The sequence below is a fragment of the Pseudomonas corrugata genome, assembly GCF_001269905.1.
Classification (GTDB): Bacteria; Pseudomonadota; Gammaproteobacteria; order Pseudomonadales; family Pseudomonadaceae; genus Aquipseudomonas; species Aquipseudomonas corrugata.
The window spans coordinates 260,227-284,006 of sequence record NZ_LHVK01000022.1; the positions used below are offsets into that span (position 1 = coordinate 260,227).

Annotated in this window: 18 protein-coding genes; 8 read left to right on the plus strand and 10 right to left on the minus strand. The window is 61.2% G+C overall.

The window, feature by feature from the left end:
* The 4 genes from AD665_RS23690 to AD665_RS23705 form a co-directional block, all read right to left on the minus strand.
* A complete protein-coding gene (locus tag AD665_RS23690) occupies positions 1-768 on the minus strand; it encodes an ABC transporter permease (protein WP_053194106.1) in 768 nt (255 codons plus the stop codon).
* Entirely contained in the window at positions 765-1,598 is an 834-nt protein-coding gene (locus AD665_RS23695) for an ABC transporter ATP-binding protein (RefSeq protein WP_053194140.1), read from the minus strand. The genes AD665_RS23690 and AD665_RS23695 overlap by 4 nt, the downstream gene beginning before the upstream one ends.
* A gap of 192 nt (positions 1,599-1,790) precedes the next feature.
* Positions 1,791-3,878, minus strand: a complete 2,088-nt coding sequence (locus AD665_RS23700; RefSeq protein ID WP_053194142.1) for an acetate--CoA ligase family protein — start codon at positions 3,876-3,878, stop codon at positions 1,791-1,793.
* Between the two features lie 2 nt (positions 3,879-3,880).
* A complete protein-coding gene (locus AD665_RS23705; protein ID WP_053194108.1) occupies positions 3,881-4,690 on the minus strand; it encodes an enoyl-CoA hydratase/isomerase family protein in 810 nt (269 codons plus the stop codon).
* Positions 4,691-4,810: 120 nt separating this feature from the next.
* Here AD665_RS23705 and AD665_RS23710 point away from each other — a divergent pair, with 120 nt between their 5' ends.
* Positions 4,811-5,602: an IclR family transcriptional regulator gene (locus tag AD665_RS23710; RefSeq protein ID WP_053194110.1), complete on the plus strand. Its 792-nt coding sequence runs from the start codon at positions 4,811-4,813 to the stop codon at positions 5,600-5,602.
* A gap of 157 nt (positions 5,603-5,759) precedes the next feature.
* On the opposite strand, the gene AD665_RS23715 is transcribed toward AD665_RS23710, so the two are convergent.
* Both AD665_RS23715 and AD665_RS23720 read right to left on the minus strand, forming a co-directional pair.
* Positions 5,760-9,509 (minus strand): ATP-binding protein, encoded by a 3,750-nt coding sequence (locus AD665_RS23715; RefSeq protein ID WP_053194112.1) that lies wholly within the window; start codon positions 9,507-9,509, stop codon positions 5,760-5,762.
* Between the two features lie 25 nt (positions 9,510-9,534).
* Positions 9,535-10,635 carry an ABC transporter substrate-binding protein gene (locus AD665_RS23720; protein WP_122319461.1) on the minus strand — a complete coding sequence of 367 codons (1,101 nt, stop codon included), beginning with the start codon at positions 10,633-10,635 and terminating at the stop codon, positions 9,535-9,537.
* Between the two features lie 539 nt (positions 10,636-11,174).
* Between AD665_RS23720 and AD665_RS23725 the strand changes: the two genes are divergently transcribed.
* The gene (locus AD665_RS23725) at positions 11,175-13,028 is read left to right on the plus strand and encodes an ABC transporter ATP-binding protein (RefSeq protein WP_053194116.1); all 1,854 of its coding nucleotides are present in this window, start codon (positions 11,175-11,177) and stop codon (positions 13,026-13,028) included.
* 99 nt (positions 13,029-13,127) lie between these two features.
* Here AD665_RS23725 and AD665_RS23730 read toward each other — a convergent pair whose 3' ends face one another.
* On the minus strand, positions 13,128-14,693 hold the full coding sequence (locus AD665_RS23730) for a carbohydrate porin (protein WP_024778549.1): 1,566 nt from the start codon (positions 14,691-14,693) through the stop codon (positions 13,128-13,130).
* 168 nt (positions 14,694-14,861) lie between these two features.
* Between AD665_RS23730 and AD665_RS23735 the strand changes: the two genes are divergently transcribed.
* The 6 genes from AD665_RS23735 to AD665_RS23760 all read left to right on the plus strand — a co-directional run bounded on the left by AD665_RS23735 (position 14,862) and on the right by AD665_RS23760 (position 21,703).
* The gene (locus tag AD665_RS23735) at positions 14,862-16,136 is read left to right on the plus strand and encodes an ABC transporter substrate-binding protein (protein WP_024778550.1); all 1,275 of its coding nucleotides are present in this window, start codon (positions 14,862-14,864) and stop codon (positions 16,134-16,136) included.
* 21 nt (positions 16,137-16,157) lie between these two features.
* On the plus strand, positions 16,158-17,120 hold the full coding sequence (locus AD665_RS23740; protein ID WP_024778551.1) for a carbohydrate ABC transporter permease: 963 nt from the start codon (positions 16,158-16,160) through the stop codon (positions 17,118-17,120).
* Positions 17,117-17,959, plus strand: a complete 843-nt coding sequence (locus tag AD665_RS23745) for a carbohydrate ABC transporter permease (RefSeq protein WP_024778552.1) — start codon at positions 17,117-17,119, stop codon at positions 17,957-17,959. The genes AD665_RS23740 and AD665_RS23745 overlap by 4 nt, the downstream gene beginning before the upstream one ends.
* Positions 17,960-17,986: 27 nt before the next feature.
* Positions 17,987-19,126 (plus strand): ABC transporter ATP-binding protein, encoded by a 1,140-nt coding sequence (locus AD665_RS23750; protein ID WP_053194118.1) that lies wholly within the window; start codon positions 17,987-17,989, stop codon positions 19,124-19,126.
* Positions 19,123-20,646, plus strand: coding sequence for a glycoside hydrolase family 32 protein (locus AD665_RS23755; RefSeq protein ID WP_053194120.1), 1,524 nt, complete (start codon positions 19,123-19,125; stop codon positions 20,644-20,646). The genes AD665_RS23750 and AD665_RS23755 overlap by 4 nt, the downstream gene beginning before the upstream one ends.
* 64 nt (positions 20,647-20,710) lie before the next feature.
* Positions 20,711-21,703: a LacI family DNA-binding transcriptional regulator gene (locus AD665_RS23760; RefSeq protein WP_053194122.1), complete on the plus strand. Its 993-nt coding sequence runs from the start codon at positions 20,711-20,713 to the stop codon at positions 21,701-21,703.
* Between the two features lie 20 nt (positions 21,704-21,723).
* Here the strand turns inward: AD665_RS23760 and AD665_RS23765 are convergent, their stop codons facing one another.
* From AD665_RS23765 to AD665_RS23775, 3 genes are all read right to left on the minus strand, one after another.
* Positions 21,724-22,131 (minus strand): VOC family protein, encoded by a 408-nt coding sequence (locus AD665_RS23765; RefSeq protein ID WP_053194123.1) that lies wholly within the window; start codon positions 22,129-22,131, stop codon positions 21,724-21,726.
* 24 nt (positions 22,132-22,155) lie between these two features.
* Positions 22,156-22,581: a YciI family protein gene (locus AD665_RS23770; RefSeq protein WP_024778557.1), complete on the minus strand. Its 426-nt coding sequence runs from the start codon at positions 22,579-22,581 to the stop codon at positions 22,156-22,158.
* Between the two features lie 148 nt (positions 22,582-22,729).
* A partial coding sequence (locus AD665_RS23775; protein ID WP_155514797.1) for a calcium-binding protein occupies positions 22,730-23,780 on the minus strand: 1,051 nt, incomplete at its 5' end.

The window sequence follows — 23,780 nt, forward strand, 5'->3', positions numbered from 1 at the left end:
TCAAACCGAGGCTTCACGATCACCCAGGTCTTTTTTCCACGGCATCAGACGGGTTTCCACCATCCGCACGACCGCTTGCAGCAGCAGCGCCAGGGCGATAATTGCGATTAGTGCAGCGAACACGCCGGCCGTGTCCAACTGCCCGGCGGCATCTTGCAACAAGTAGCCGAGCCCACGATTGGAGGCCATGATTTCGCCGACAATGGCGCCAATCAGGGCATAGGGCACCGAGAGCTTGAGGCCGGTAAACACCCATTGAATGGCCGAAGGGAAGACCACTTTGGTGATCAGGTGGTGTTCGCGGGCACCCATCAGGCGCAGGATCTCCAACTGCTCGCGATCGACCGCTCGCACGCCGCTGTAGGTGTTGAGAAACACCAGGAAGAACACGATGGTGGCGGTCAGGATGATCTTCATCTCGATACCGATACCGAACCACATGATGAAAAGCGGAGCCAATGCCACTTTCGGCAGGCTGTAGATCGAGATCAGGATCGGATCGAGCAGTTTGGCCAGCAACTCGTTACGGCCCAATAGCAGCCCCACGGCAATCCCGACGGCCGCCCCGAGCACGAAACCTGAGAGGGTTTCCACCACGGTAATACCGCCATGGGAGAACAGCCGGCCACTGATGACCAGTTCGTAGAACTTGCCGGCGATCTCGCTGGGTGAGCTGACGAAGAAGGGGTCGATCAACGGCCCCGATGAGAGTTGCCAGGTGACGAAAAGCACGATGAAAATCGCGAGGCGTCCAAGGAAGATATTCATGCTTGGTTATCCTTTGCTGCATCGTTCAAAGACGGGGTCATGAAGTCCCACAAATCGCCGCATAGCTGGTGATAGCGAGGGTCCTTGCGCAACTGCAGAATGTTGCGCTCCCCTCCCAGGGGAATTTGCACGTCCTTGACGATGGTGCCGGGGCGACCGGCGAAGATCAGACAACGGTCGCCAAGTGCAACGGCTTCGTCCAAATCGTGGGTGACAAAAATGACGGTCTTGTTCAACCGCCGGCTGAGCCGGATCAGCTCGGTCTGCATGCGCATGCGCAGTTGCGCATCAAGCGCCGCGAACGGCTCGTCCATCAGCAGGGTTTCAGGGTCATACGCCAGCAGGCGGGCCAGCGCCGCACGTTTGCGCATGCCACCGGAGAGCTGGCTGGGGTAGGACTTTTCGAAACCTTCAAGACCCACGAGTTGAATCAGCTCCTGGATGCGCACACGCCGTTCGGCCTTGGCCATACCCTGTATTTCCAACGGCACGGCTATGTTGCCGACCACATCACGCCAGGGCAGCAAGTGGTCACTCTGGGTCATGTAGCCGGTACGGCCATTGACCCCGCAAACGGCCTTGCCGTTGTAGACCACCTGCCCTTCGGTGGGCGCGAACAGTCCCGCGACCATGTTCAGCAGGGTGGACTTTCCGCAGCCCGACGGCCCGACCACGGTGACTACTTCGCCTTGGTTGATCGACAGGTTGATGCCGTGGGAGGCCTGTTTGGCCACGCCCTTTACAGTGAAGGATTTGGAAACGCCGACAAACTGGATGAGCGATAGAGCCTGCTCGCCGCGTTCGACGCTTGGCAGAGCGAAGGCTTTCATTGCGACAGGCATGATGGACTCCCGCTCTGAGAATGGACGTTACCCAGAGGGAGCGTTTGATTCGATGTGCAATTAAGTACGTTCATAGCGACCTACTTGTTTTTATGAGTCGTTGATGAAGCTGTCTTTGATTATGAAAGCGAGGGTATGAGGGTCAATCCACCTGTTCCACGTAATGGAACAGGTGGCACCTCAAGCCAGCAGCGCGAGGCCATCCACTGCCCTTACGCCCTGCCCCTCGGCCAACACGCGCAAGGGGTTGATCTCGGCCTCTTGCAGCTTTGTGCCCAGGGTGGTTGCCATGTCAGCGAACGCGACAATGCAATCGATCAGCGCGCGGATATCGGCCTTGGGCGCACCGCGATAACCGTCGAGCAACGCGAAGGTTTTCAGCTCCCGGAGCATTGCGTCCGCGTCATCGCGCGTGATCGGCAGCAAGCGCATGCTGGTATCGCGCAGCAGTTCGGCGCTGATACCGCCCATGCCCAGCAGTAACGCCGGTCCTAGTTGCGGGTCGCGATGGAAGCCCAGGATCAGCTCCTGACCGCCGCTGACCATCTCCTGGACAAGGAAACGCTCGGGCGCGAACCCGGCCTTCTGCGTGACAACGCGGCGCATGGCGTCCAATGCCTGACCAATGCTGTGTTCGGTCAGGCCGAGTGCAACACCACCGACTTCGGTCTTGTGGGGGATGCGCTCGGAGAGCACCTTGAGTACTACTTTCGGGCCGAGCGCCCGGGCGGCCTCGATTGCCTCGCCGGCGTCCGCGACCGCCTGCTCGCGGGTGACGGGCACGCCAAAACGAGTAAACAAGGCTTTGCTCTGCTGTTCATCAAGGCTTCCGCCGGGCAACTGCTCAACGTCCGCGGCGCTCATGTTCTGGCGGCTTGGTTGCGCTCGCGGCGTGTCCTGGACGACGCAGGGTCTGGCCTTGAGCGCCAGCAACGCACTCGCACAGGCCTCCGGCGCAGTAAAGGCGACGCCCAGGTTGCTGTTGATGCGCAGCAAAGCTTGCGGCGCGTAGGGGCTGACATAGGCGAGCACAGGCTTGCTGCTGTCGCGCTGGCTGTCACGGATCGCATCGGCCATCAGCGTCGGGCGCGCAACACCGGATGAGCCCACCACACTGATGACCGCGTCGTAGTCCGGGCTTTCCAGCAGGATGCGCATGGCCTCTTGCATGATCTGCGGCTGCAGGCCGGCCAGGGTCAGGTCGATGGGGTTGCGGTCGAGCACCGCCTGGTCGCCGAGATCCAGATCACGCAAACGTGCAGCAGTGGCTTCCCCCGGCGGCGGCGTATCGAAACCAATGGCGCCCAGAGCATCGGCGATCAACGTGCCGGCGCCGCCGGTCGAGGTCAGAATTGCCACGCGGTTACCCGCCATCGTGCGTCGGCTGGCCAACGCGAACGGAAGGTCGAGCAGATCGGCAAACGTCTGTGCCCGCACAATGCCCAATTGCTTGAAGTACACGTCGTAGAGTGCGTCGGCTCCCGCCAGGGCACCAGTATGGGACGCCGCCGAACGAGCCCCGGCTTCGGAACGCCCGACCTTGAATACCACGATGGGCTTGCCGGCCGCGCGAGCTTTGAGCGCAGCGCGGCTGAACTTCTCGGTATCGCGCACCCCTTCAAGATAAAGGGCAATGACTTCGGTGGCGTCGTCATCCACCAGGTAATCGACGAAATCGGCGACGTCCAGGTCGACCTCGTTGCTGGTCGCCACCAGCTTGGAAAAGCCGATGCCGGCAGCGGCACCACGGGACAGGAGCGAGCCCAGGATCCCACCACTCTGGGAAATCACCGCGATGTTGCCCGCTCTCAATGCCTCCTGATCCAACGCACCGCTGGCCGACAACGTAATGCCTTGGGTAAGGTTGATCAGGCCGATGGTATTCGGCCCCAGGATACGCATGTTGCCTCGCGCCTTTTGCAAGGCATGCTGGCGAGCGATGCCCGTCTCGCCGGCCTCTCCATAGCCACCGGCAAGGACGATGGCCGCTGGCGTGCCCATGGCCGCCAGTTCGGCAACGGCCTGGTTGGCACGCTCAGGGCCCAACAGGATGATAGCGGCGTCCGGCACCTCTGGTAGCGCGGCGATAGTGGGATAGCAAGTCAACCCATCGATCTCGGTGTAACGCGGGTTGACCGGATACAAGCGACCTTCGAAGCCATGTTTGCGCAGGAACGCGATTGGCCGCCCTGAGGTTTTTTGTGCATCGCCGGAGGCGCCGATCACAGCGACACTGCGCGGGTTCATCAGGCGGGAAATGTTATCCATGTTCATCCTCTCTTCGCCTTGGCCGCCAGGAAAGCCGCGACCGACGCCTGATGCTCGGCCGAGGTGTAGCAGATGCCTTGGGCCTGACTACCCATGGCCAGTACTTGGGCCTGGGTCAGTTCGAAGCTGCTGTTGAGGATGGACTTGCTCAGTGCCAGCGCGGTCGCCGAGCCGGCGGAGAGCTCCAGCGCCCAACGCCGGGTTTCGTCAAGCAGATCGTCGTGTTCGACCACTCGGTCCACCAGGCCGATCGCCAGTCCTTCGTCAGGCAGTACGCTACGGCCGGTATAGATAAGCTCCTTGGCTTTGGACAGTCCGACTCGACGCGGCAGCAAGTACAAGCCGCCACCGTCGGGGATCAGGCCCCGGGCGATGTAACTCATGGCATAGCTGGCTTGTCGGGAGGACACCACGAAATCGCAGCTCAATGCCAGGTCGCACCCCAGCCCAGTGGCTGCACCATTGACCGCAGCCAGGGTTGGCTTGGGCAAGTTGAGCAACAGGGAGACCGCATGATGTACTCGCTGCTGACGCTTCCAGCCGTTGTAGGCCACCTCACCCGTCGGAGCGCTCATGCGCTTTTCCATGCCCTTGATATCGCCTCCCGCACAGAAGCCTTTGCCGGTGCCTGTGATGATGAGGGCGCGGATCTGGCCGTTTGCAGCCACCTCTTCCAGCAACTCGATCATCTGGCTACGCATCTCGTCGCTGATGGCATTGCGCGCTTCGGGTCGATTGAGGGTCAACACCGCGATGCCATCGTCATCGACGGCCATGTGGATCGGCGAGGTAACACTTTGCAGCATCGTCATGGGAACTTTCTCTCTTGTTGTCGACATGGCAGCGGCCCAAACTGAGGGACCTTGCGCTGATCTCGAGTCTATGGAGCTCCCCATGATTGACAATCCGCCAATTCCACTGGGTGGAACACAATGAAAGAGGACGACGGGTTTGATACGCCGGGTGCCGGCAAGGCTCCGATAAACCGTTCGCTGGAGCGCGGCCTTGAAATTCTGCGAGCATTTCGCGCGGGCACCGAGTACCTGGGCAATGGAGAAATCAGCGAGCGCACGGGGTTGTCCAAGTCCACTACCAGTCGCTTGACCCAGACGCTGATCCACAGCGGCATGCTGGTGTACGACGGCCAGCGCAGTGCCTATCGCCTCGCACCCGCCACCCTGTGCTTCGCCAACGCGATGTACAACAGCAGCTCGCTGGTACAGCTCGCCGCGCCCTTGATGCGCGAAGCCGCCCATGCCCTGAGAGTGAATGTCGGACTGGCCGCCGCCGATCGCGATGAAATGGTTTACCTGGAGTCCATCCGCTTGAGTCGCAAGAACACCCCACGCACCGTACAAACCGGTCAGCGAGTCCCCATGGAGTTCACTTCCCTGGGGCGCGCCTATCTGGCGACAATCAGCACCCGTGAACGGCAAGCGCTGATGGCGCACTTCAAATCCAGGCGCTGCGATGCCAGGTGGGCGGTATTGGAAACGGAGATTGCCGCCGCCTGCGAAAGCGTGCAGCTAACAGGGTACTGCGCAGCATCCTGGCAGGCCGAAGTCGTGGCTATTTCAACCCCGCTCGGCATCCGCAACTACCAGGACCATATTTTGAATATCAGCTTGTCCACCCCACAGTCGATCGACGCCGTCGTGACGCGTTACGCCGGCCCGTTAATGGTGCTGGCAGACAAGATCCGCGCCGGTTTCAACGTCGTCTGACAGTCAGCCGGACCGTTCGGGCCTGGGTAACCTGGTTAAGATAGCGCAACGGGGCACCTAGGCGCCTTGCTGCACCCAAGGTCCCGCATTTGTCGATTTCATGTGCGAAAGATGCCCGGACATGCCACTGACTCTGAATGGATAGAGCCCCTTCGTCCTACTCGTGCGCCCGCTTTGGTTCGGATACTTCACTGGCGTTAGTGCCCTCAAGAGGGATATCGAGGGTAAAGGTTGCGCCCTGCCCGACTCCGTCGCTGTGCACGGTCAAGCCGCCGCCCATTTCCTGAGCGGCCAGCGCGCAGCTGTGCAGCCCAAATCCGTGACCGTCCTTGCGAGTCGTGAAACCATGGGAAAAGATTCGCTTCAGATGCTCTGGCGCAATCCCATTGCCGTTGTCGGTCACCGTAATCCGCAGTGCTGGCCCGTCAGCGAGAAAGGCGCCAAATGTGATGCACGGGCTACGATCTTTCACGCCTTCCAATGCCTGCCTGGCATTGCGGATCAGGTTCACCAGAATCAGCAGCACCCGGTGCCGGTCCAGTAACAGCAGGGGCAAGTCGGTAATTTCCTTGACCACCGTCACCTCCTGGCGCGCCAGTGATCCAGTACTCATGCGCAAGGCATCGTCAACTAACTCGGGAACCGGAACCGCCTCGACCACACTGACGGCAACCGCATGGGACTGCTGGGCGGCGACAACGGTTTTGATGTGGTCAATGCCCTTGGTGAGCAGCCCAAGCTCTTCGATGATGCCCTGCTGCTCCGCCGTCACCACCTCCGCCAGCTTGAGCAGGTAGCCGGGTAGCATCTTGCCTTTCAGGTCTGCGGTGAGGAAATCGCTGAGGTCATCGGTGTGTTCGTTTATCAGCTGAGCCACCTTGCCCAGCCCCTGGGCCTTGGAGGCGCGCATCTGGCGGCTGACCGTCTCAGCCGACACGTTCACACTGTTGAGGATGTTGCCAACGTTGTGCAGCACAGCAGTGGCGATTTCGGCCATACCCGCCTGGCGGGACCTTGCCTGCAATTCGGCTTGCACCTGACTCATGCGCAGCACCGCACGAACGCGAGCCTTGAGCTCCAGCGGCGAGAAAGGTTTGGCGATATAGTCGTCGGCGCCGCTCTCCAGCCCGGAAACACAGGCCTCGCTGCCGCCACGGGCGGTCAACAGGATGACAGGCAAATGGGCAAATCCGGCGCTGGCTTTGATTCTGGCTGTCAGGCCAAAGCCATCGAGCTCCGGCATCATCACATCCGAGAGGATGACATCGATTGGCCGATGCTGCAGAAGCGCCCAGGCCTGCTCGCCATCAGTTGCGGTGGTGACGATGTAGTCGTCGAGCAAAAGTTCGCTGAGGTAATCCAGCATTTCCGGGCTGTCGTCTACCACCAGTACCCTGGATTGCGAGGCGTGCTCCGAGTGCTGCTCATCATCTGTACCTGGCGCCGATGTTCGGTCACTGCTACTGCCATGGTGGCCATCATCGAAACGCAGATGACGCTGTTCGGTTGTGATCGTTGAACTCGGGGATAATCGTCCGCGCCCATTGCCGGTTTCAGCCGGTACGGTATTTTGCGCAGTCCCCAGCGGAAGCCGGACAAAGAAGCACGATCCGCGTCCCGGCTCGCTGCTGACACCGACGTCACCGCCCATCAGTTCGACCAGATCCTTGACCAGCGCTAGGCCAATCCCTGTGCCGCTGTAGTGGCGCGTGGCGGAATTGTCGATCTGGGAAAACCGCTGAAACAGCAACTGCAGTTTGTCAGGCGCAATGCCTATGCCAGAGTCGTGCACGGCCAGTTCGAAACGCTCGCCCTCCAGTGTAGTTGCAGCCAGGTGGATAGTGCCGCCAGTGGGCGTGAACTTGATGGCATTGCTCACCAGGTTGAGGAGAATTTTTTCGAAGTGTCCGGGATCCACAAACACCGTTGTGAGCGCAGGATCGATGCTGAACGTCAAGATGCAACCTTTGCTCTTGGCCACCATGGCGGCATCCTCGGCAAGCACACCCACCGCCTTGTTCAAATCAACGGGCGCCGGACATGACTCGAACTTACCCGCTTCGGCCTTGGAGAAATCGAGGATGTCGTTCACCCGGTTCATCAGGCGCAGCGCGTTGCGTTGGGCGCGGTCGATTTGTGCACGCCAGTCCGCCGGCGGGGTGTTCGCCGCCGAGAGCTGCTCCAGAGGGGCGAGAATGAGGGTCAGCGGGGTGCGCAGTTCGTGGCTGACCGTGGCCACGAAATCGCTCTTTGCCTGGTTCGCCGCCTCGGCCTGGTTGCGCGCCTGAATGAGTTCGACGGCCTGCGCCTCGAGCATCCGGGTCTGATGGTGCAGCGTGTCGGTCCGTTCGGCGACCATCCTTTCCAAAGAGGCCTGGACTTGCTGTCGCTCCGCTTCAGCCTCCGCCTCCAGCACCCGGATGCGCAGGGCATTCTCCTGGAACACCCGTACGGCACGGGTCATGATCCCAATTTCGTCGCCACGTCCGGCGCTGGCGATCTCGGCGTTCAGGTCGCCGGCCGCAAGCCGGCGCATGACGGTGGCCAGGGCCACGATGGGCTGCGCGACAAACCGCGACGTGCTCCAGGCGATGGCGCCGGCTAGCAAGATGGCGACGGCACCCGCCACCACTGTCGCCAGCATGCCGCGATCCTTGTGCACCAGGGCGTCGGAGCGCGCTTCGCCAGCGAAGCGCGCAACCAACAGGCCGGCGCTCCGAGCCTCGTTGCGCACCTGGTCGCGCGCGTCGCTCAAGGCGTTGCTCGCCTGATGGAACCTGGCGAATGCCGCCCGGTAGCCGGCAATTTGATCACTGACAGTCAGGGGCGCAGCCTTGGCTTGCAGTCCTCCGGCCGACGGGAGCACACGAGAAAGACGCGAGAGCTCGTCCAGGATATCGCCGACAGAGCCGGCGACCTCGGCCGACGGTGCCAGACGAAACGACAAGGTCTGCGCCTCCAGGGTGGCAACACGCTCGGCGAAACGCTTGGACAACGCTGCTGCATTGTGCAACAGCCCGGTTGCGGCCTGAATGTCGTTTGCGTCATGGCTAACGTGCTCGTCCAATTCATCCAGCATTGCGTCGAGGCGCTCGACCACTTCCTCAACGGCGGCGAGCTGCTGCAAAGCTTCGGTTCCCCGCAGCTTGGGCGCCTCGTCAAGGTGATCGACCGCCAGGCTGGCAGCAGCGACCGCCGTCGCCAACCGGTCCAGGGCCTCTGCCTCCTGCGGCGTCCCCATCACCTCGCGCAACTGTTCGACCACAGGCGCGAGTGCCGAACTGGCATTGCGCGCCGTGGCGGCAGCTGCCCCATTACCGGACACCAGCATCTTGGCCACATTGGCGGTGATGATCCGTTCGCCATTGCGCAGGACATCCAGGATGCGATGGGCGCTTTCGATGTTGCTCCTGCGCGCTTCGTGGTCATCGGCGCGCGTATCAAGTCCTTTCAGCCCATCGGTGACGCCCTGTTCGATGAGCCTCGTCGCCTCTCGCATGCGGCCATAGTGGGCAGTCATGTTCTCCGTTTCGCCATCCATGGTCAGGGTCGCCGCACGCAAGGCGGTGATCGCCGCGGCGAGCCTCTCCAGGCTGCCTTTGAGCGATTGCGCTTCTGCCACCGGAATAGCGGTGAGCCCGGCAATCGCCGCTGTCACCATGCCTTCGGCCTGGAGCAGGCTCTCCAGGTCGCGGGTGGCGATGAAGTTTTCCACCCGCCCGGTGGCGCCGTTGACCGAGGCCAGGATTTCCGCGGAATGGCTGGCGGAGTCCACCGCACGTACCATGCCTCGCAGGCCGTAGAAGTTCACTACCGATACCACCAGCATCAGGAATACCAGTGCGGCGACCGCCATGCCGATCCTGACGGCAATAGGTCTGTCCCTGGCTGGTTTAAGTGTCACCATGACCTCTCGCCTCCCCCCGGCGCCACTACTGCTTGATAACCTCCGGCAGAGACGCCGACGGCGCTGTACGATTGACGGCCGCATCGATCATTGCCGCAACGGACGCCTGGCTATAGAAAGGATCCGCTGCGCCGCCTGCTGGCATAGTCGCGAGCCAGGTATCCAGGTCTTTCGCGTCGATGCGTACCAGCGGCACCTCGACGAGCTTCGGCACTTGCTTGCCCGCCAGAATTTGCTGGGCCACCCAGAAGCCCACCTGGGAAACGCTCGGGGAGGCAGAGACCGAGACAGTCTCGTAGCCATTGCTATCGCGTTCCTGTTTCCACAGGGCGAGCTCGTCCTGGCGGTTCCCCATGACGATGATCGGCAAAGGTCGACCCGCCGCCTTGAACGCCATGGCAGCACCATAACCGTCGCCACCCTGGGTAGCGACCGCATCAATGCTGGGCAGCGACGGCAGCGCCAGCGCCACTTCCTTGCGTGCGACGGAAGCCGTCCAGTTCCCATACACCGTCTTGGCAAACTTCAGGCCCGGATAGTCGCGGGCAGCCTTGTGAATGCCGTCACTGATATTTTGATCGGTGGCATCGCCGGCAATGCCGCGTATCTCCAGCAGCGTGCCATTCCCTTTGAGGCGCTCGGCGATGTAATCCATTTCCACGCGCCCCATGGCGGACCAGTTGTAGTCCACGGTATAGACGCAGCGTTCGGTGACCAGGCTGGCCATGACGACCACCACTATGCCGGCATTGCAGGCGTCCCGGATCACGCCGTCGAGGGCCGTGTCGGACGCGGCCAGGATGACGATAGCGTTGACGCCCTTGACGATCATGTCTTGTATGTGGGCCGCTTGCTCCGACGCGGAGTTATTGGCGCTGACCACCGGAGCCTCCCGGATCAAGCCATCTTTTTGCGCCTGGGCGGCAACCTCCTGCCAGTTGCGCACCATCACCTTGCGAAAATCACTGCCTGCGTAGGAGTTGCTCAAGGCAATGCTAAAGTTCCCGGTAGGGCCGCTGGCGATGCCGCCGTCGGCCGCCTGGACTGGATGGGCCGCAACCATCGCCAGCCCGGTCATGCAACCGGCCAGGCGCCACAAGATTGTGCGGATCCGTTTGATGTTCATGGCATTTTCCATCGCGCTTGGGGTTGACCAGCGGTACTCCATCTGCGCCTGCCGACAGGACCGGCTGTTCGATCGGGTTGACCGGGCTTCAGGATCCGCGGCGCAGGTAAGCCGAGCGGAGGTTTAGAGTCGATCCCGCGGGGCCTGGCAACGCCTTTTCGGAATCGACCAGAGACAACGCTCTCACCGAGTCGGGGATGGGGAGCTTGAAAAAGCTTTCATGGAACGAGGGTGTGTCGTCGATCATCCGGATACGCCAATAGGCAGGCGCTGCCGGACGGGTCATTCGGCCATTCCGATGATGGAATCGGGCATTGAACGCTGAACTCATGGGGACTCCTTTCCTCGGCGATCGACACGTAAAACCCATACACTTGCTGCAATAGCGATGAGCATAGCCTCAATTCAGGCTTCATCCTGCTGAAAGAACCGCCGCCCTCGGCAAGCTTGTCAATCGCGTCGAACCCCTGCCCTGCAAAACCCTCCAAGCACACGTAAACTGGGAAAATCCTCTCAACCCGCCCCTTTCGGAGACCGCAATGCTTCGTGCGTTTGAACGAAGACTCGACCCTTTCCCGCCCGACGAGGCACCACCGCCACCGGTTGGCCTGACGCGGTTCCTGTGGGCCTGCACCCGGGGCGCCCGGGGCTATATCCTGGTCTTTGCGCTGCTCAGTGCCGGCGTGTCGATCTACGAGGCCTGGCTGTTTTCCTTTCTTGGACAGGTCGTAGACTTGCTCTCGACCTGGCAGGCCGGCGGTGATGCGCAGGGGCAGGAAAGCCGAGTGCTGTGGGGGATCGGCATCGTACTGATCACCAGCATCGGGCTGGTGGCGCTGCGGACCATGGTTCAGCACCAGGTATTGGCAATCAATTTGCCGTTGCGGCTGCGCTGGGACTTCCATCGCCTGATGCTGCGCCAAAGCCTCTCGTTTTTTTCCGACGAGTTCTCAGGCCGGGTCACGACCAAGGTCATGCAGACGGCACTGGCCGTGCGCGAAGTCTTGTTCACCGTGATCGAAATCGCACCCGGCATCGGCGTGTACTTCATCGCGATCATCGCGCTGGCCGGCGGCTTTGCCTTGAAACTGATGCTGCCTTTTATTGCCTGGATCGTGCTGTTCGGGCTGGCCATGCTGTATTTCGTGCCGCGTCTGGGGCAAGTCGGCCAGGAACAGGCCAATGCGCGGTCGTCGATGACAGGGCGCGTTTCGGACGCCTACACCAACATCACCACTGTAAAGCTGTTCTCGCACTCCAAGCGAGAAGCGCACTTCGCGCGCGCAGCGATGGAAGACTTCAAGCAAACCGGTTTTCGCCAGATGCGTCTGGTCAGCCAATTCGAGATCGTCAATCAGGCGCTGGTGGTGGGGCTGATCCTTGGCGCAGGCGGCTATGCCTTGTGGCTTTGGCACCAGGGCGAAGTCGGCACGGGTGCGGTGGCGGCGATCACGGCCATGGCGTTGCGTATCAATGGCATGTCCCATTGGATCATGTGGCAGATGACCTCGTTGTTCGAAAGCATCGGCACCGTGCAGGATGGCATGGATACCTTGACCCGTGGCCCCAAGGTGCAGGATGCGCCGGACGCAGGCGTGCTGGCGCCCTCCGGCGGCGCGGTAACGTTCGACAACGTGAGTTTCAACTACGGTGGTGAACGCCAGGTGCTCGACGGGCTTAGCCTGACGATCCGTCCGGGCGAAAAGATCGGTCTGGTGGGGCGTTCCGGTGCCGGCAAATCCACGCTGATCAATCTGCTGCTGCGTTTCTACGACGTGGACAGCGGTGAGATTCGCATCGACGGGCAAAACATCGCCCACGTCACTCAGGACAGCCTGCGCAGCGCCATCGGCATGGTCACCCAGGACACCTCCCTGCTCCACCGCTCCATTCGTGACAACATTGCCTACGGCCGCCCGGATGCGACTGAAGCACAGATCCGCAGGGCCGCAGCCGAAGCCCAGGCCGACGGGTTCATCAACCAATTGAGCGACCGGCAAGGCCACACCGGCTATGACACCTTGGTCGGCGAGCGCGGCATCAAGCTATCCGGCGGCCAGCGCCAACGCATTGCGATCGCCCGGGTGATGCTCAAGAACGCCCCGATCCTGCTGCTTGACGAGGCCACCAGTGCCCTGGACTCGGAAGTCGAAGTCGCCATCCAGGAAAGCCTCGATGAAATGATGCAAGGCAAGACGGTGATCGCCATTGCCCATCGTCTGTCGACGATCGCAGCCATGGATCGGCTGATTGTCATGGATGACGGGCGCATCATTGAACAAGGTACCCACGCCGAACTGCTGGCGAAAAACGGCACCTATGCGCGGCTGTGGCAGCATCAGAGTGGTGGCTTCCTGGGTGAGGATCAGGGGGTCGCCGAAGCTATGGTATAGGAATGGCTCTGCCCCAGGCAGGACACCATTCCTTGTGGCGAGGGAGCTTGTTCCCTCGCCACAAAAACCACGCTCCACTGTCAAACCGATTGGCGTGTCCTAGAACCACGTTTCCATCTGAATGCCGTACTGCCAGACCCCACCTGCGTTGAAATCCGTCTTGCCAAACGAATCCGAGGCACTGTAACGGTCCAGATCCGAAGACCAGTTCATGACGCTCGCGAACACCCGCAATTCAGGACGGGTGAGCAGGTCGCCCAAGTCAGGCTTGAATGTTGGTGCAACGGTGAATTTCCAGAAGTTGCCGTCCACCGCGTTACGCTGTTTGTAGCCCTTGGGATCGAGGTCCATGGTCTGCCAGCTCATCTCATAGGCCATCTCGAAATTGCTGTTGATCTCGTTGGCCAGTCGCACGTTCAGGGTCATCCAGCGGTAGTCATCCCCCTTGACGTAACGGTCCTTGCTCTGCTCGGCCAGCAAGCTGGGGCCAATGCGCCAGCCGGGCGCAATCGGGGTTTCACCGTAGAGCGCCAGGCGCAGGGCACGGGCTTCGTCGATCAGCTCGCCGTCCGCACCGATGTTCTTGACCTCCGCGCCCAGGCCTTGACCATAGAGCAGCGCCGTCTTGAAGAAGCCTTCTCGGCCAAAAAAACTGCGCTGATGATTCGCGATCATGCTGTGCAGGCCGGAATCCGCCGGGGCCAGACCCGCTTCGTTGGTGCGGGTGCTGAAATCGTTTTTCTTCGAGCCGATGCCATTGAACATCCACTGCCACTCTCCGTTGGCAAAAAACTGATTGGAGGTCAGGACATAGCTCTCCACATCGGCATTGACCCCACCCTCACTGAAGTCCCCGTAGTTACGCCCGATCAACGAGTAGTTGGAACGCCAATCCTTGCTCATCTGCACGTCGTAGATGCCACCGCCGGTACCGGCCAGGTAGACGACGTCCGAGTCCAGCCAATGGATATCGAAGTTGTCCCGGTCGAATCGCTTGCCTGCCCATAGGGTGGCCTTCTCGAACATCGGATTGCCCTTGAACGCGGCAAGATGGTCGAGTTCGGTAAACACCTGGCGCACGTTCAGGTTGCTTTCTTCGGCGGTCCAGTCATTGGAGCTTTCCACACCATCGGCAATGGAAACGGTGAATTTGGAACGGGTGCCGTTCTGCGCGTACAGCTCTTTCGACAGGTCGATGCGCATGTAGGTGTCGTCCTCGTTGCCCAGTCGTCCGACCGCGCCACCCACGGAACCGGCCGGTGTGGTGTAGGGACCGCCGCGCCCTCCTCCCAGCCCATCGTTGATCAGCAATCCGGAGCGGGCGTAGCCCTTGAAGCTGAACCCGTCGGAGAGGTGTCCGCCGCTGCCCGCCTTTTCCAGGTTTTGCTGATTGGCTTCGAGTTTTGCCAACCGCGCGTCCAGGGTGGGTGCCACGGGAGTGCTCGCAACGGAGGCTGTCGGTTGCAAGCCAGGATGCGTGAGCTTGAGTTGCTGCAGTTCCCTGGCGAGTGCCTGGGCCTGCTGTTCGGCTGCGGCTGCGCGCTCTTCCGCTACGCTGGTGCGGGCTTCGAAGGCTGCCATGCGCTCTTCCAGTGTTGCGGCCTGGACAGTCGCCGCCGAGGTTCCGAGCACGCCCGCAATGAGCCAGCTTGATGCTTTCTGCATGTGGATTTCCCTGTTTTGTTTTTATTGTTCTGTCTCGCGACCGACCTCTTTTTCATGGAGGATCAATTGTCACATTCCACGAAAAAAAGGGTGCCTCATCGCAAATACGCTGCTACATTTGGCGATGTTAACGTTAACTTTTATAAAAACAAAAATAAAGAGGGCTTTATGAAACGACTCAAATCGCTCCTTCCAGCAGCGCTGTTCAGCGCTCTTGCCGGGCTTCCCTGCCTTTCCAGCGCAGCCGATCTGACGATCTCCTGCGGCGCGGTGGGTGCGGAGTTGCAACTGTGCAAAGAGGCTGTCGAGGCCTGGTCGAAACAGACCGGCCACAGCGTCGACGTGGTTTCCACGCCAAACTCGGCAACCGAGCGGTTGTCGTTCTACCAGCAGATCCTCAGTGCGCAGTCCAGCGACATCGACATCATCCAGATCGACATGGTGTGGCCGGGGATGCTGGCCAACCACTTGATGGATTTGCGCGAGATACTCCCCGCCAACGCGACCCAAGGCTACTTCCAGGCCCAGGTGGATAACGCCACGGTGAATGGGCGGCTGGTCACGATGCCGTGGTTCACCGACTCGGGGCTGTTGTATTACCGCAAGGACTTGCTCGATAAGTACGACAAGCAGGTCCCCCAGACCTGGGAGGAAATGACCGCTACCGCCAGGGCTGTGCAACAGGCAGAGCGCAACGCCGGAAATGCCAATGCATGGGGTTACGTCTTCCAGGGGCGCGCCTATGAGGGCCTGACGTGCAACGCGCTGGAGTGGATCAGCAGTCAACCGGACGGCGGCCTGGTCAATCCGCAAGGCGACATCGTGGTCAATAACCACGCCTCAAGGGCTGCGCTGACGCTGGCGAAAAGCTGGGTAGGCGATATATCTCCCCGTGGCGTGCTCAATTACACCGAAGAGGAAGGACGTGGGGTATTCCAGTCGGGCAATGCCCTGTTCATGCGCAACTGGCCGTATGCCTGGGCCCTGGTGCAGAGTCCTGACAGTGCAGTGAAGGACAAGGTCGGCGTCGCGCCCCTGCCTCGTGGCGGCGCGACCGGCAGCCATGCTTCCACCCTCGGTGGCTGGGGCCTGGCGGTATCGCGCTACAGCGCCAGGCCCAAGCTTGCTGCGGAACTGGTGAGCTACCTGACCAGCGCCCAACAACAGAAACATCGTGCGCTGGTGGGTGCCTACAACCCGGTTATCGAGTCGCTCTACCAAGACCCTGAGCTGCTCGCGGCCATGCCGTATTACAGCCAGTTGCACAACATCCTCAACGATGGGGTCATGCGCCCCGCCGCCATCACTGCCGCCCGCTACCCACGGGTCTCCAATGCGTTCTTCGATCAAGTCCACGGAGTCCTGGCTGGAGAGTTGCCGGTCGATCAGGCGCTGGTCGACCTGGAAAGCGAACTCACGCGCATCAAACGCCGGAACTGGTAAGCCACAAGGAAGGAAATCACCATGTCTGTCTCTTCTGCCCACGCGCCCTGCGCCGAGCACCTGCCCGCCCGGGAAACGCCGGTACAACGCCGTCGAGTACGCGCCGCCTGGCTGTTCCTGGCGCCGATGCTGCTGTGCCTGACTCTGGTGGCGGCCTGGCCGCTGCTGCGTACGCTCTGGTTCAGCCTGACCGACGCCAGCCTCGCGGACACCAGCGGCGGCACCTTTGTCGGCTTGAGCAATTATCTGTTCTACAGCGACTCCGGCTGGTCCGGCGTGCTGGTGGATCCGCAATGGTGGAACGCGGTGCGCAACACCCTGCATTTCACCGTGGTGTCGGTGGGACTGGAAATGGTCCTGGGGCTTCTGGTGGCGCTGTTGCTCAACGTGCGGTTCACCGGGCGCGCCCTGGTACGGGCATTGATCCTGATTCCCTGGGCGATTCCGACCATTGTCTCGGCAAAGATCTGGTCATGGATGCTCAACGACCAGTTCGGCATCATCAATCACCTGATGCTGGGCCTCGGTCTGATTGACGCGCCCCTGGCCTGGACCGCAGATGCGCAGCTGTCGATGTGGGCGGTAATTATCGTCGACGTCTGGAAGACCGTCCCTTTTGTCACGCTGTTGATGCTGGCTGCCTTGCAGATGTTGCCGGGCGATTGCTACGAAGCCGCACGGGTCGATGGCATCCACCCGTTGAAAGTGTTCTGGCGGGTCACCCTGCCATTGCTGCTGCCGGCGCTGCTGGTGGCAGCGATCTTCCGCATTCTCGACGCCTTGCGGGTGTTCGATGTCATCTATGTGCTGACCTCGAATTCGTCGAGCACCATGAGCATGTCGGTCTACGCCCGTCAGCACCTGGTGGAATTCCAGGACGTCGGTTACGGCAGCGCCGCCTCGAGCCTGCTGTTCCTGGTCGTGGCAGTGATCGCCATCGTCTATCTGTACCTCGGACGCCGCCAGATGGAGGTCCGCTCATGAATCGGCGACTGCTGAAAAAAGCGCTGTTGCGCCTCGGGTTCTGGTGCCTGATCGGGATCCTGCTGCTGTATGCGGTCTTCCCTTTCTACTACGCCATCGTCACGTCGCTGAAGTCATCCACGGCCTTGTTCCAGGTGAGCTACTGGATCGACAACCCTGACTTTTCCAACTATGCCGCAGTACTCCAGCAAGCCTCGTTCCTGCGGGCCATCGGCAATTCGCTGGTGGTTTCGCTGTGCGTGGTCGCGCTGGCGCTGTTCCTCAGCCTGACGGCTGCCTATGCATTGGGCAGGGTCAAGTTTCGTGGCCGAGGCACGGTGTTGATGCTGGTCCTGGGCGTGTCGATGTTTCCTCAGGTCGCCGTGCTGTCCGGGCTGTTCGAGGTGATACGGGCCCTGGGCCTTTACAACACGTCCTGGGCACTGATCCTGAGCTACACGATTTTCACCTTGCCCTTCACCGTCTGGGTGCTGACGACTTTCATGGGACAACTGCCCCACGAATTGGAGGAAGCGGCAATCATGGACGGGGCCTCACCCTGGGTCACGCTGACCCGCGTGTTGCTGCCGCTGCTCTGGCCGGCACTGGTCACCACCGGCCTGCTGGCCTTCATTGCGGCCTGGAACGAATTCCTGTTTGCCCTGACGTTCACCCTGACCGACACCCAACGCACGGTCCCGGTCGCCATCGCCCTTATCTCTGGCGGCAGCTCCCATGAACTGCCTTGGGGGTTGCTGATGGCGGCGTCGGTGCTGGTCACTGTCCCACTGGTCATCCTGGTGCTGATCTTCCAACGCCGGATCGTTTCCGGACTTACCGCCGGCGCGTTGAAGGGCTGAGGCCCCATAAAGACAAGGAACCCCATCGTGAGCAAATTGAAACTGCACAACGTGAACAAACAATTGGGTGGCGCGCGCATTCTGCGCGATGTCAGCCTGGACATCGCGGCGGGTGAGTTCGTGGTGTTCGTCGGCCCGTCCGGTTGCGGAAAATCGACCTTGCTACGCCTGATCGCCGGACTTGACTCGATCTGTGGCGGCGACCTGCTGATCGACGGACGCCGGGTCAATGACCTGGAACCCCGTGAGCGTGGCGTTGGCATGGTCTTCCAGTCATATGCGCTGTACCCGCACATGACCGTCTACGACAACATCAGTTTCGGGCTCAAACTGGCCAAGACCGAAAAGACCAGCCTGCGCGAGCGCGTGCTGAAAACCGCGCAGATCCTGCAACTGGACAAGCTCCTGCAACGCAAGCCAAAGGAGTTGTCGGGGGGCCAGCGTCAGCGGGTGGCCATGGGCAGGGCCATGGCGAGGGAACCGGACATCCTGTTGTTCGATGAACCGCTGTCCAACCTGGATGCCTCCCTGCGCGTGCAGATGCGCAACGAAATCGCCCGGTTGCACGCCCGGCTGGGTTCGACCGTGATCTACGTCACCCACGATCAGGTCGAGGCGATGACCCTGGCCGACAAAATTGTCGTGCTCAACGGTGGTCGCATCGAGCAGGTCGGCTCGCCGCGTGAACTTTACGAGCGCCCGGCCAGCCGCTTTGTCGCCGGTTTCCTGGGCTCGCCCAGGATGAATTTTCTTGCGGCGTTTCTGCATGCGCCAGGGGAAACCAGCCTGGTGGAAAGCTTCGTGTTGGGCAAGGTATCCCTGCCCTTCGACAGCTCCGGCCTCGCGGCGGACACCCAACTGAGCCTGGGGATCCGCCCGGAACACATGACGCTGGAAGCCGCGCCAGGATCCGCTGGCGTGGTCGTGACCGGGGTCGAATACCTCGGTAGCGAAACCTATGTGCACGTCGATACCGGCCAGGACGAGCCTTTGATCTGTCGTTGCGAGGTGAACGCAGGCTGGCAGGTAGGCGACCGGGTCACACTGCGCCTGGAAACCGACAATCTGCACCTGTTCGATACCGACGGGGTGGCCTTGAAGCGCCACGCCCTTGAAACCCTGCCCGATAGCGTGCCACTGCACCCGGCACCCGCAGGCGCCCTATGACCTTGTCTTTGAATACCAAGAACGCACCTATGCCCCCTGCAACCCTGTCCCCGGCCCTTGAACATGCACAGCAGGCGCTGAGCGATGGCCAGTCCCGCGTGATCCAGGATTACCGACCCGACTATCATCTTGCCCCTGTGGCGGGCTGGATGAACGACCCTAACGGAGTGGTGTACTTTCGCGGCGAATACCATGTGTTCTATCAACACCATCCCTTCGAAGCGAAATGGGGCCCCATGTACTGGGGCCATGCCAAGAGCGTCGACCTGGTCCATTGGCAGCATCTGCCGATTGCCCTGGCACCGGGCGACGACTTCGACCGCGACGGGTGCTTTTCCGGCAGTGCGGTGGTGTGCGGAGATACCCTGGCGCTGATCTACACCGGGCATGCGTGGCTGGGGGATATGGGAGATGAACGCCTGATCCGGCAAGTCCAGTGCCTGGCCACCAGCGTCGACGGCATTCACTTCGTCAAGCACGGCGCGGTGATCGAACGCCCACCCGAGGACACGATCATGCACTTTCGTGATCCCAAGGTCTGGAAGCAAGATGACCATTGGTACCTGATTGCCGGCGCTCGCCTGGGCGACACGCCACTGCTGCCGCTGTACCGCTCGACGGATCTGCACACCTGGGAGTTCCTCGATTATGTCGACCGGGGCGGTGAAGGCGACGGCTATATGTGGGAGTGCCCGGATCTGTTTCGACTGGGCGGACGCGATGTGCTGCTGTATTCCCCCCAGGGCATGTATCCCCAGGGTTACGAACGTCTCAACAAGTACCAGGCCGGTTACCGGGTAGGCCGGCTCGACAGCGATTGGCACTTCGTCGGCGGGCCCTTCATCGAACTGGATAATGGCCATGACTTCTACGCTGCGCAGACACTGGAAGCCGCCGATGGTCGACGCCTGATGTGGGCGTGGCTCGACATGTGGGAGAGCCCGATGCCGAGCCAGGCACATCACTGGTGCGGCATGCTCGGTCTGCCCCGCGAACTTGAGCTGCATGGCGATCGCCTGCGCGTGTTCCCGGCGCGGGAGCTGACGGCCTTGCGCCAAGCACCGTTTCCAGGCCCCCCACCGTCGGCCGGTCCGGGCACTCAAGGGGTGTCGCACATCAACGGCGACCGGCTCGAGCTCCTGGTGCACCTGGACCTGCTCGGCTGCACCGACGGTCATCTGGGCGTCGCCTTGCGCTGCAGCACTGATGACGAAAGCGCCGAACAAACCCTGCTCTACTACGATGGGGCGTTGCAACGCCTGGTACTGGATCGCAGTCGCTCGGGGGCGCAAGTCGACGGTCAGCGCAGCGTGCCGATAGACCCATCACTCGAGCACCTGGAATTGCGCGTGTTTCTTGATCGTTCGTCCATCGAGGTGTTTGACCAGAGCGGACGCTTCAGCCTCAGCAGCCGCCTCTATCCCCGCCCCGACAGCCTGGGGGTGAAGTTGCTGGCCAGCGGGTCCGGCGGGCGCGTCTCCATTCCAAGGGCATGGCCGCTGGGATCAGGCTGGCTATGAACGGTCGCGAGAAGCCCGGACCCTGTGTCATGATTGCCCGTCAACCTGATGGGCCCCACTTCGCATGACTTCAGTGAAAGACGTTGCACAGCTGGCCGGCGTGTCCCTTATGACGGTTTCCAGAGCGCTCAACAATCCGGAAAAACTGAGCGCCGAAACCCTTCAGCGGGTACGGAGCGCCATTGATGAGTTGCAGTTCGTACCGAGCCTGTCGGCACGCAGAATGCGTGGCGATAACCTCCAGGCACGGACCATCGGAGTGTTCGCCCTGGACACTGCGACCACGCCGTTCGCGGTCGAGCTGCTGCTGTCCATCGAACAGACCGCGCAGCAGGCAGGCTGGAACGTCTTCATCCTCAACCTGTTGAACAACCCGCCCACCGACCAGGACATCGACCTGATGCTCTCGCACCGGCCCGACGGGTTGATCTTCAGTGCCATGGGGTTGCGCCAGGTGAGCATTCCCGAGCGCCTGAAGAGCAAACCGCTGGTGCTCGCCAACTGCCTGGAGGATGACGGTCGCCTGGTCAGTTATGTGCCCGATGACGAGACCGGCCAGCATCGCGCCGTGCATCACGCCTTGAGCCAGGGCTATCGGCGCCCGCTGTGCATCAATCTGCCAAAACGCAGCCTTGCCTGGGGCCTGCGACAGGTCGGCCTGCAGCGTGCCTGCCAGGCATTCGGGCTGCCTCCCGAAGCACTGTTGCAATACGACCTCTCCGATCACGATGCCTATGGTGAAACCGCCACCATCCTCGACCGGCACATCGTCGACGGCCGCCCCGAGTTCGACATCCTGATCTGCGGCAACGACCGCATTGCCTTTTGTGCCTATCAGTTGCTGTTGGGCCGTGGCCTGAAGATTCCCGGTGACGTGGCCGTGCTCGGCTATGACAACATGATCGGCATCGCCGAACTGTTCATCCCGCCCCTGACCACGGTGCAACTGCCGTACTACGAGATCGGCCGCCGGGCCGCCCGGCACCTGATCGAAACGCTTGAGGTCACGGGCACCCAGCCAGTGGATTGCCCGTTGGTAATCAGGGCGTCGCTCTAGACCGACGCCCCGTTCGCCCCCTACTTCGCACCTTCGCAGTTGACCATCCAGGCAATCCCGAAACGGTCTTCGAACATGGCGAAACGTTCCGCCCAGAAAGTCTTTGCCAACGGCATGAGCACGCTGCCCCCCGCACTCAAGCCATTGAACAGTCGCTCGGCCTCGGCCACGCTGTCGACATTGAGGGACACCGAAACACCCTGCGGTTTGCGGTAAGGCTGGCCTGGCGGGCAATCGGAGGCCATCAGGCTGAAGTCGTCCACGGTCAGGCAGGCATGCAGGATCAAGTCGTTATCCTTGGGCATGCCCGTCTCTTCAGGCGCTTCGGCAAAGGACATGGAAAACAGCTCGCCGCCCAGCACGTCCTTGTACAAGGCGAAGGCTTCCTTGCAGTTACCGTTGAAGGTCAGGTAGGGAATGATTCTCATGGTCGGATCTCCTGGTGTCAGGTTTTACGATTGATCAGACATCTGCGCCCGCAGACGTGCTTCCTGCTCGCGCAGGTCGGGAGTAAAGGTCTCGCCGAAATCATCCATTTCGAAGATCTGCCGGATCTCGATGTCGCTGTCGCTGACCATCGGGTTTGGACAACGCTTGACCCAGTCAATGGCCTCCTGCAGCGACTGGACCTGGAAGATCCAGAAGCCGGCGATCAGCTCCTTGGTTTCAGCAAAGGGGCCGTCGACGACGGTCCGGTCCTTGCCGGAAAACTGTACGCGTACGCCCTTGGAACTGGGGTGCAGGCCTTCACCCGCGAGCATTACCCCGGCCTTGACCAATTCTTCATTGTAGGCGCCCATGGCGGTCAGCAACGCTTCACTGGGCATTTCTCCGGCTTCCGATTCCGGACTGGCTTTGACGATCACCAAAAATCGCATGGTCTTATCTCCTGATGCTGAGTTAAGCCGCCATTGCAGCGGTTCCATGGTTAATCGAATGGCGATGGGGGAAATCGACAGGCTGGCGGAAATATTTTTGTGGCGAAGGAATTTATCCCCTCGCCACAATGACTCATAAGCCGATCGGTCAGGCGACCAGATCACTGGCGCTGAAGGTGTTGACACCCACCAGCTGGATTTCGAAATCCGCTCCCAGATTGCCGTCGATGTTGCCGGAAAGCACATGATCGACGAAGCGCAATTGCCCTGCACCGCTGAAGTCAGCCGAATCGATGAAGCTGAATTTGTTGATCCCTGTGGCGAGGATATTGGCATCCAGCTTCGACAGGTCAAGTTTGTCGCCTTGGAGCCTGCTGAAATCCGTAATGACGTCGCGGGCAACGTCGATACCCAGCTCATTCAGCGCGCTGAACACAAATCGGTCGGCTCCAGCACCACCGCTCAGGGTGTCAGTGCCAATGCCGCCGATCAGCAGATCATTGCCTGCGCCGCCATCAAGTTGATCGTTGCCTGCGCCGCCGTTCAGCGTATTGCTGGCAGCGTTGCCGGTCAGCACGTTGTCCAGTGCGTTGCCGATACCATTGATAGCGGAGGTGCCGATCAGCGAGAGGTTTTCCAGGTTGGCACCCAGCGTCCAACTCACCGAAGAACGCACGGTGTCGATTTCGCTGTCCAGGGTACTGGTTTCGCTGACGATGTCCTTGAGGTTGTCGACGATATACGTGTCGTTGCCGGTACCGCCGATCAAGGTATCGGCTCCCGCGCCGCCGTCCAGGATGTCCGCACCGTCCAGGCCATTCAACACGTTGGCGGCACTGTTGCCGACCAGGCTGTTGTCCGAGGCGTTACCGACAAGGTTGATGGCGCCAATGCCGAGCAACTGACCGTCCTCGACGTTGGTCGACAGGGTATGACTGACCGACGTGCGTACCAGATCGCGGCCTTCGCCGGCGAGCTCGGTGACCGTGTCACCGAGGTTATCGACAAGATAGGTGTCATTCCCCGCACCGCCGATCAGGGTGTCCCGCCCGGCTCCGCCATTGAGCACGTTGTTGCCGGCGTTGCCGATCAATACGTTGCCCAGAGCGTTACCGGTGCCGTTGACGGCGGCGTTGCCAGTCAGCGTGAGGTTTTCCAGGTTGGCGCCCAGGGTCCAACTCACCGAGGAGCGCACGGTA